The sequence below is a fragment of the bacterium genome (assembly GCA_040756715.1).
In the GTDB taxonomy this organism is placed as follows: Bacteria; UBA9089; UBA9088; order UBA9088; family UBA9088; genus JBFLYE01.
The window spans coordinates 3,098-11,559 of sequence record JBFLYE010000095.1 but is presented as its reverse complement, the minus strand read 5'-3'; the positions used below and the strand labels follow the sequence as shown (position 1 = coordinate 11,559).

The 8,462-nt window shown below is 35.4% G+C and carries 9 protein-coding genes and 1 other RNA gene; 2 read left to right on the top strand and 8 right to left on the bottom strand.

Annotated elements, in window-relative coordinates:
• Positions 1–136 precede the first annotated feature (136 nt).
• The 8 genes from AB1397_03650 to bioB all read right to left on the bottom strand — a co-directional run bounded on the left by AB1397_03650 (position 137) and on the right by bioB (position 6,472).
• Positions 137–1,411 (bottom strand): ATP-binding protein, encoded by a 1,275-nt coding sequence (locus AB1397_03650; protein MEW6482082.1) that lies wholly within the window; start codon positions 1,409–1,411, stop codon positions 137–139.
• Positions 1,412–1,596: 185 nt separating this feature from the next.
• Positions 1,597–1,815: a DUF2283 domain-containing protein gene (locus AB1397_03645; GenBank protein MEW6482081.1), complete on the bottom strand. Its 219-nt coding sequence runs from the start codon at positions 1,813–1,815 to the stop codon at positions 1,597–1,599.
• Complete coding sequence (locus AB1397_03640) at positions 1,805–2,062, bottom strand: DUF4258 domain-containing protein (GenBank protein MEW6482080.1); 258 nt, start codon at positions 2,060–2,062, stop codon at positions 1,805–1,807. Before AB1397_03640 ends, AB1397_03645 begins: the two co-directional genes overlap by 11 nt.
• A 217-nt stretch (positions 2,063–2,279) precedes the next feature.
• Entirely contained in the window at positions 2,280–2,441 is a 162-nt protein-coding gene (locus tag AB1397_03635) for a Trm112 family protein (protein MEW6482079.1), read from the bottom strand.
• Positions 2,434–3,267, bottom strand: coding sequence for a 4-hydroxy-3-methylbut-2-enyl diphosphate reductase (locus AB1397_03630; protein ID MEW6482078.1), 834 nt, complete (start codon positions 3,265–3,267; stop codon positions 2,434–2,436). Before AB1397_03630 ends, AB1397_03635 begins: the two co-directional genes overlap by 8 nt.
• A complete protein-coding gene (locus tag AB1397_03625; GenBank protein ID MEW6482077.1) occupies positions 3,264–4,163 on the bottom strand; it encodes a polyprenyl synthetase family protein in 900 nt (299 codons plus the stop codon). The genes AB1397_03630 and AB1397_03625 overlap by 4 nt, the downstream gene beginning before the upstream one ends.
• The gene (locus tag AB1397_03620; GenBank protein MEW6482076.1) at positions 4,160–5,539 is read right to left on the bottom strand and encodes an NADH-quinone oxidoreductase subunit N; all 1,380 of its coding nucleotides are present in this window, start codon (positions 5,537–5,539) and stop codon (positions 4,160–4,162) included. The genes AB1397_03625 and AB1397_03620 overlap by 4 nt, the downstream gene beginning before the upstream one ends.
• 9 nt (positions 5,540–5,548) lie before the next feature.
• Positions 5,549–6,472: a biotin synthase BioB gene (gene bioB, locus AB1397_03615; GenBank protein MEW6482075.1), complete on the bottom strand. Its 924-nt coding sequence runs from the start codon at positions 6,470–6,472 to the stop codon at positions 5,549–5,551.
• A gap of 92 nt (positions 6,473–6,564) precedes the next feature.
• Here bioB and ssrA point away from each other — a divergent pair.
• Positions 6,565–6,917, top strand: a transfer-messenger RNA (tmRNA) gene (gene ssrA / locus AB1397_03610).
• Between the two features lie 219 nt (positions 6,918–7,136).
• Positions 7,137–8,396, top strand: a complete 1,260-nt coding sequence (gene rho / locus AB1397_03605; GenBank protein ID MEW6482074.1) for a transcription termination factor Rho — start codon at positions 7,137–7,139, stop codon at positions 8,394–8,396.
• The last annotated feature ends 66 nt before the right edge of the window (positions 8,397–8,462 follow it).

Genomic DNA, 8,462 nt, shown 5'->3' with positions numbered 1-8,462 from the left:
TTTCCCTTTTAATTCAAAATTCAACATTCAAAATTCATAATTTTATAAAGTTTTCCTTAAGATTATCTAAACACATACATTTTGTAAAGCGTTATGGAATTAACTATATTTTATGGTATATCTATCATTTTTACCTTTAAAATTCAGACAAAAGCCATTTCCATACTGGTGTTACTTGTATTTTAGAACTGTTTATTGATATTTCATCTTCCGTTGAAGAAGTAAGAATCGTGCCGTTTTTTAAACCAAATTCTTTCATTGCCGCAGTTAATCCACTAATCTCTCTTTCTTTATTATTGATATTTAGTTCAGAACATACCTGATATGCAGAAATAACTTGTTTCCCCTTTTTTATTATAAAATCACATTCTACATAGTAATTATCCCAGTAAAATATTTCAAAATCGTCTCTTATGCTTCTGCGCTTCAATTCAATAGCCACAATGTTTTCCAGGAGTTTTCCTCTGTTTTCACTGAAATTAAAGAGAATAGCATTAATAAAACCATTGTCCATAATATATATCTTTTTAAATGTGGCTAACTGTTCCTTGATTTTATATGAAAATTTATTTAAGCTAAAAACGAGAAAACTGTTTTCCAGATACCTTATATATTCAGCCATTGTATTTGGACTTTTTACTTTTAGATTTCTGGTTAGATTACTAATAGAAATTTTAGAAGTAAAATAATTTATCAGCATAACCGATAGTTTCTCCAACACTGAAGGATACTTTATCTTGTAACGAATAGTGATATCCTTGATAATTACAGAAGCCCATAAATTTCTTAAAAATTCCTTACCGAATTTATAATAATCAAAAATACTACTTTCCTTGACATATCTGTCAAAGAATGAAGTAATCTTACTTCGCTCAGTGGTAGAATATGATGATATTCTTTTAATCCCAACATTATTGTAATCAAGGTATTCTCTAAAACTCATCGGAAAGAGGACAAAATCACTATACCTTCCTGTTAAATGGGTCGCCATTTCTTTACTTAATAGATTTGCGTTTGAACCAGTGATAATTATTTTGTATTTATCCCTTAATCTACTAACAAAGAGTTCCCAGCCACCTACATTTTGTATTTCGTCAAATAACAAATACTCAAAATCCGGATAGAGTTCATAAAAACATTCCAGAATAAGATTAAAATCCTGGATATTAAATTCAATCAATCTTTCATCATCAAAGTTTAAATATGCATATTTTTTGTTTTCCACAAGCTGGCTGGCAAAGAATGACTTACCCGCTCTTCGTAACCCAGTTATTAACAAGACATTCGGGTATCTTATATACCTTTCACATCTATCCGCACCTTCACGGGATATGACATTTGTATTCATAATTTTCTCAAGAATGTCTTTTTGTTGGTCAATAATTACATTCTTCAAGTATTCCTTGTTCATAGATGCTCCTTATAATATGTGCATTATTATTGCGTATATTATACAATATTTATAATAAAATTGCAAATATTTTTGCAGGATTTTTACTTATAGTTATAAGGTAATCCGATTAAATGACAAATTTCCATCATCCCTTCATCAATGCATATTTATTTTTCAAAGAGCAGAACTTGTTTTAGGGAAATCTAAATGCTTGCCTCAACCAATTTTTCCTTCTCTGCCCTCATTCCTATCTTGGTTGCTACTGAGAGAATTTCGCTTGCATCAAGAATCTCTAACAAAACGGGTTTGCCTTCTTTGGTAAAGTGGACAATTACTGAGCCTAATTCTTCTGCATAGTCAATCGTTCCTCCGTCAACCTCTAACATCATAATGTCTAATTCCCTGTCATAACTAATCTTCATACCTCTCCCTCCTTGCAGGATAGAAGGTGATAACCTCTATTCCTCTATCTTTTTCTTCATAAATAACCCTTAAAATATGTCTTTCGCTAATTGTTTTCTGAGCAATTTCCCTTCCTTTTCTTCCAATTTCTCTTTTTTCAGGCTTCAAAATAACCCCTTTCACCTCTTCTTCCAAAACAACAAAATTATGCCTTTTTAAAATTTCAAACTTCATCTTTGCATGGGGTGTAAATCTAATTTCTTTCATTGCTTTATTATACCCCTTTTTTCTCTTACATCAAGGATTTTATCTTAAAAACTTCCGGCCTTGGCGTGGAAGTCGCAATCCCTTATTTTGCTTCGCTTCGCTCGCAAGATACTTCGTATTCATCAGGTCTTGAAATAGTGCACCAGAGCACCAGTCTTCATTCTTCATTCTTACTATAAACGCTTTGTTTAATTGTTTAGCTTTAGCTAAACACACACTATTTCTCTGCCTCTTCAATAAGCATTATAGGAATATCATCCCTAATAGGATATTTTAAATTGCAAGCCTTGCAAAGGAGCTTGTTTTCTTGTTCCAGATACTCAATATCTCCTTTACACTTTGGGCATGCCAATATATCCAAAAGCTCTTTATCAACCATATTTCACCCCCTTTATCTTCTCAACCACCTCGCTGATGACCTCTGGCGGCGTTGATGTTCCTCCTGTAATTCCAATCTTTTTCTTGTCCAAAAACAGGGATTTATCAATCTCTTCAAATTTTTCAATATGATATGTATTTGGATTTATATTTTTTGTAAGGAGAAAGAGCCTCTTTGTGTTTGCACTATTCTTTCCACCAATCACAATAAACAGGTCCGATTTTTTTGCCAAAGATATAGATGACCTCTGAAGCCTTAAAACAGCCTTACAAATTGTATTATAAACCTTAATACAAGAGGCGGAATCCAAAAGGATGTTAATGAGGCTTTTAAAGTCATCAAGGCTTTGGGTTGTTTGGGCAATCAAGCCAATCCTTTTCTCCTTTATAGAGATTGCCTCTATTGGCTTGCTTATTACAATTGCATCCTTTGCAAACCCAACAATCCCTTTTATCTCTGGATGGTTTTTATCTCCAAGAATAACAACAGGGTAGCCCTCGTCATTAAGGCTCTTTGCAATGCGTTGAACCTTTGCAACAATTGGGCAGGTTCCATCAGCTATCAAAAGACCCTTTTCCCTTGCCTTTATATAATCATCTGGACTTGCTCCATGTGAGCGAAATATAATAATTCCTTTTTCTACTTCATCTATTGATGAGACAAGGGTTATTCCCCTTTTTTTGAGGTCTTCAATCACCTGGTTGTTATGGATTAAAGGACCAAGGCTAAATACAGCTTGATCTTTCTCAATGGATGATAAAGCAAGCGATATTGCCCTTTTTACTCCCGAGCAAAAACCAGCACCCTTTGCAACCTCAATTTTCACTCATTTCTATAGAGAACAAAGTCAGAGAGGGAGAGAAGGGATTCTTTGTGGGCTAAGGAAGCATTAGCAATGGAAGATTTTGCCTTTTCTGTGTATTCTTTTGCCACACCTCTAGCATACTCAATCCCTTTGTATTTTTCAATCATCTCACTTATTCCATCGAGATTGGATTCAATTATCAGCTTATCAAGCATAGCTTTATCGGCAGGGGAAGCCATTTTCATTGTATGAATAATCGGAAGGGTTGCCTTTTTATTTTTTATATCATCTCCTTTAATATCAAGCATATCATCAATTATCTGAAATGCTAGCCCCAAATTTCTTCCATAATTGGAAAGGCTTTCACAATCATTATTTCCAACCATAGCACCGGTTAAGCAGGAAAGCTCAAATAGATGGGCTGCTTTCTCATAGATTATCCTTAAATACCTTTCCTCATCCATTTTTATTCCCCTTTCAAGTTCTGACATCTGGCCCCTGCACATAAGGAGGCATCCCTTAGCAAATAGCTTAACAATCCTCATATCCCCATAATCTACCAGAATATTAAAGGCAGAGGCTAAAAATAGATCACCCACAAGGAGTGCCCAATTTTTTCCCCATTTGGAGACAATGGTTTCCTTATTCCTCCTTAAATTTGAGCAATCAATGATGTCATCGTGAAGAAGGGATGCACAATGGATAAGCTCAATGGATGAGGCAAGATTAATTGAGCTATCTCCATTTAGGGTAGTTGAAAAGAGAAAAAGGGCAGGCCTGATAAGCTTTCCCTTTGTTTCCTGAATATAGTTAAGTATTTCACTTAAGGCTTCATTATCATCCTCTTTTATCTTAAGCCTTTGTTTTACAAGGGAGAGATTATTTTCAATAGGAGCATATATTTCCTCTATCCTCATAAGCTCTGATTGGCAAAAAAGGCTAGATTTGCAATGGGGTTTGGAAATAGCCCGAGAATAACGAGGGAAAGGGTTAAAAGGATTGCAAGGCATTTTATGTATCCTGGGATAGAAATAGGCCCATTTTCTTCTTTTCCAAGATATATTGCCTTTACCACAATAAAATAGTAATAAATTGAGACAACGGAAAAAACAACACCAATTATGGCAAGGGGTATAAGACCCTGTTTAATAGCTGAATAGAAAAGGGAAAATTTTCCAAAAAATCCAACCAAGGGAGGAAGTCCAGCCAAAGATGATAATGAAAGAAGCATAAGGAGTGAAAGAAGGGGGCTTCTTTTTGAAAATCCATTGTAGTCATCAATCTCCTCCAGCTTCGTTGCAGATATTACAAGGAATGATGAGATGGTGGCAATTGAATAGGCAACAAAATAGAAAAGCATAGCAACTATTCCCTCTCCAGAATAGGCAGAAAGACCAATGAGGAGATAGCCAGCATGGGCAATGGAAGAATATCCAAGCATCCTTTTAATATTCTTCTGCGGTATTGCAGAGAGGTTTCCCAGGATTATGGTAATTACAGAAAGAATGAAAAATAGCCTTCTGTAATCAAATAATATTGAGCCAAGAGGAGCAAACAAAAGGTTCATAATAATAGCAAATCCAGCTATCTTTGAGGCTGTGGCAAGAAAGCCTGTTATTGGCGTTGGTGCACCTTGATAGACATCGGGAATCCAGAAATGGAATGGAACAATGTCTGCCTTAAAGCAAATCCCAGCAAAGATAAAGATAATGGCTAAAACAGGAATAGGAGCGAAGCCTAATCCAAGCAGCCTGGATGATATATGGGAAAAATTTGTTCCTCCGGTAAGCCCATAGAGAAGGCTCATTCCATAAATAAGAAAGGCTGAGGAAAATGCACCAAAGAGGAGATACTTTATCCCTCCCTCAATGCCCCTTTTATCCCTAATGAAACAAGTAAGGATATAGGAGCTTATGCTTATAAGCTCAATTGAAATATAAAGGATAACCATATCATTGCTTGATACAGCAAGTAGCATCCCAGTTGTTCCTGTTAGGAGAAAGAAGTAATATTCATTCTGGTTTTTTAAGCCCTTTAGGAAATCTTTGGACATAAGAATGACAATAAAAAGGGAGGAGATAAATAAAATTTTAAGAAGGCTTGAGAATGGAGAAATGATAAGGCTATCTATTGGTTGTTTGATGATAAAAATGGCAATTAGCGAGGCAATGGAAGCACCGCAAGCGATGATTGCAATCTCAAAACCTATATTAAGCCTAAAAAACCCTCCTATTAAAACAAGAAAAGAGAATAAGACAAGAATAAGCTCTGGCGTAAGCAATAAAATATTCATATTTTTTAATTATAAAAGAAATCCAGAAATATTGCAAGATATTTTGTGGTCTTTATTTTTAAATAGGGATTTTATTTCTGAAATAAGCTGCTGGTCTTCGGATATCTCCCTTCCCTTTATGGTTAAATAGCCTCCTATTATCATTCCATTTGCTCCTGCAAGAAATGCCAATAATTCAGCCCTACCTAAATTTTCCCTTCCCGCTCCTATTTTTATCGTTTTATCTTGCAAGATTATCCTAAATATAGCAATTGTTTTTATAACATCTATTGGTGATATGGGAGAAATTTTCTCAAAAGCCGTATTTTTTATAGGAATCAAAACATTTATTGGAACGGAATTGACTCCAAGGCTTTTTAATAAATTTGCAATGTTAAGTCTATCTTTCCAGGATTCTCCCATTCCAATGATACAGCCGGAACAGACCTCAAGGCCTACTTCTTTTGCATATTCTATTGTCCTTATCTTCTCAGAGAATGGATATGTGGTTACAATGTTTGGAAAGAACCTCTCTGATGTCTCAATGTTATGGTGAAATCTTTTTAAGCCTGCATCTTTTAAGGCTAAAAGGCTGGATTTATCAAGCCTTCCAAGTGAAGCACAACATAAAATGCCTTTTATTTCTGAAATTGCATCTGCTATTGCCTCAAGCTCTTTATGCGTTGGCTTGCTTCCAGATGTAACAATTGCAAATCTCTTTGCACCAATAGATTTTGCAAATTCTGCCCTTTCTAAAATCTCATTTTTGCTTTTTAATGGATAGCTTAAAATCCCTGTTTTATAATGTGATGATTGGGCACAGAATTTGCAATCCTCAGGACACATTCCCGATTTTGCATTCATTATAGAACAAAGCTCAAGGGGAAGCCCTTTTCTAAAAGAATTTGCAAGGCAGATAAGCTCATTTGTAGGAAGATTAAGGAGATTTTTCATAATATTTAAGCATAAATAAAAATGCAAGATAAGTCAAATATAAAAAAATAGTAGACAAGATTAATTGTAGTTTGTATAATTTTTTAAAAATAGGGGGTGATTGGTTTCGACAGAGGCTATCAGAGGAAAGGTTGCCAGTAAAGTTTGTCTATTCTTTTTAAAAAATAGACAAAAGAATAAGCGCCAACTACGATCTGGCACTTGCTGCTTAAAAGTAGCAACATCCTTTCTAACCTCGCCTCTTGGGTTTTAAAGGATGTCAGGAAAAGGGGCTAGTTTTTTCAATCTTGCTTAAGAATTGAAAAAACGAAATAAAAATAAGCTACATCTTTGAATATCCTGTCTATAGGAGATTTAAAGAGGGAGAACAAAATATAGACTATGCTGGTAGATACCTTTTTTGTGATACCTTTGGACGTGGGTTCAAATCCCACCACCTCCAGTATGATTTAGCCCTAATTGTTTTTAAATCTTAAATCCTAAATATTGTATGTGTTTAGCTCGGTGAGAATAAAATTGGGAAATAAGCACTTAAGGCGAGAGAGTTTATTTATTACTTGCTTTCTTTGTCCCTTTACCCCTTTGTGTCTAGGTATATAGGACAGCTAAACAACGGCTATGGTAATTTGGTTAAGAGAGAAGCTACACACGTACTAAATATTAAATGGAAAAGTTAAATATTGCAGAATTACAGGCATTGGATATTCAGGAGCTCTCTGAAAGGGCTCATTCTCTAAATATAGATGCATCCTCAAGGATAAAAAAACAAGACCTTATCTTTGCCATCCTTCAAGCACAAATAGAAAAAGAAGGCCTATTGTTTGGTCAAGGTGTATTAGAGATCCTTTCAGATGGATATGGATTTTTGCGTTCTCCAAATTATAACTACCTTCCAAGCCCTGATGATATATATATTTCGCCCTCACAGATAAAAAGATTTAGCCTATTAACCGGGGATACCGTATCAGGCCAGATAAGACCTCCAAAGGATAATGAGAAATTCTTTGCCCTCCTTAAGATAGAGGCGGTGAATTTTGAAGACCCGGAAAAGGCAAGAAATCGCATATTTTTTGATAACCTTACCCCATTATATCCCTATAAAAAGATAAATCTGGAAAGGGACAGTGATATTTCTATGAGGATTATGGACTTATTTACACCCATTGGAAAGGGACAAAGGGGTCTTATTGTTGCAGCGCCGAGAACAGGAAAGACAACCATATTACAGAAGATTGCAAATTCAATAACCACAAATCACCCCGAAATAAAACTGATTGTTTTGCTTATAGATGAAAGACCAGAAGAGGTTACAGATATGGAGAGAAATGTTAAGGGAACGGTTATATCCTCTACATTTGATGAGCCTCCAGAGAGGCATATTCAGGTGGCTGATATGGTTATTGAGAAGTCAAAAAGGCTGGTTGAGCAGGGATATGATGTGGTTGTTCTTCTTGATTCATTAACCAGGCTTGCCAGGGCACATAATCTTCTTGCCCCTCAGACAGGAAGGGTTTTATCGGGTGGTATAGAATCTACATCCCTCTATAAACCAAAGAGATTTTTGGGGGCAGCAAGGCAAATTGAAAATGGCGGTTCTCTGACCATTATTGCAACATCCATTGTAGAGACAGGCTCTCGGATGGATGATATCATCTTTGAGGAATTCAAAGGAACGGGGAATATGGAGGTGAACCTTGACAGGTCTATTTCTGATAAGAGGATATTTCCCGCCATAAACCTTAACAAATCAGGAACAAGGAAGGAAGAGCTTTTATTGACACAAGAGGAGCTTTCAAGGGTTTGGTTATTAAGAAAGGCATTAAGCACAATGAGCCCAGCTGAGATGATTGAGCTTCTTATAGAAAAGATGAAATTTACAAAGACAAACAAGGAATTCCTTGAGATGATAAATAAGATAACTTAGGGAATGTTGGATTTTGAATGTTGAATTTTGGATTAAAATAAGGTAATATTTAAAATTTCTTAAATA

Bases quoted from the DNA above. Each gene is read 5' to 3' on its own strand.
- AB1397_03620 (MEW6482076.1), bottom strand. From the start codon at position 5,539: ATGAATATTTTATTGCTTACGCCAGAGCTTATTCTTGTCTTATTCTCT.
- rho (MEW6482074.1), top strand. From the start codon at position 7,137: ATGGAAAAGTTAAATATTGCAGAATTACAGGCATTGGATATTCAGGAG.
- AB1397_03640 (MEW6482080.1), bottom strand. From the start codon at position 2,062: ATGAAAGAAATTAGATTTACACCCCATGCAAAGATGAAGTTTGAAATT.
- AB1397_03645 (MEW6482081.1), bottom strand. From the start codon at position 1,815: ATGAAGATTAGTTATGACAGGGAATTAGACATTATGATGTTAGAGGTT.
- bioB (MEW6482075.1), bottom strand. From the start codon at position 6,472: ATGAAAAATCTCCTTAATCTTCCTACAAATGAGCTTATCTGCCTTGCA.
- AB1397_03635 (MEW6482079.1), bottom strand. From the start codon at position 2,441: ATGGTTGATAAAGAGCTTTTGGATATATTGGCATGCCCAAAGTGTAAA.
- AB1397_03625 (MEW6482077.1), bottom strand. From the start codon at position 4,163: ATGAGGATAGAGGAAATATATGCTCCTATTGAAAATAATCTCTCCCTT.
- AB1397_03650 (MEW6482082.1), bottom strand. From the start codon at position 1,411: ATGAACAAGGAATACTTGAAGAATGTAATTATTGACCAACAAAAAGAC.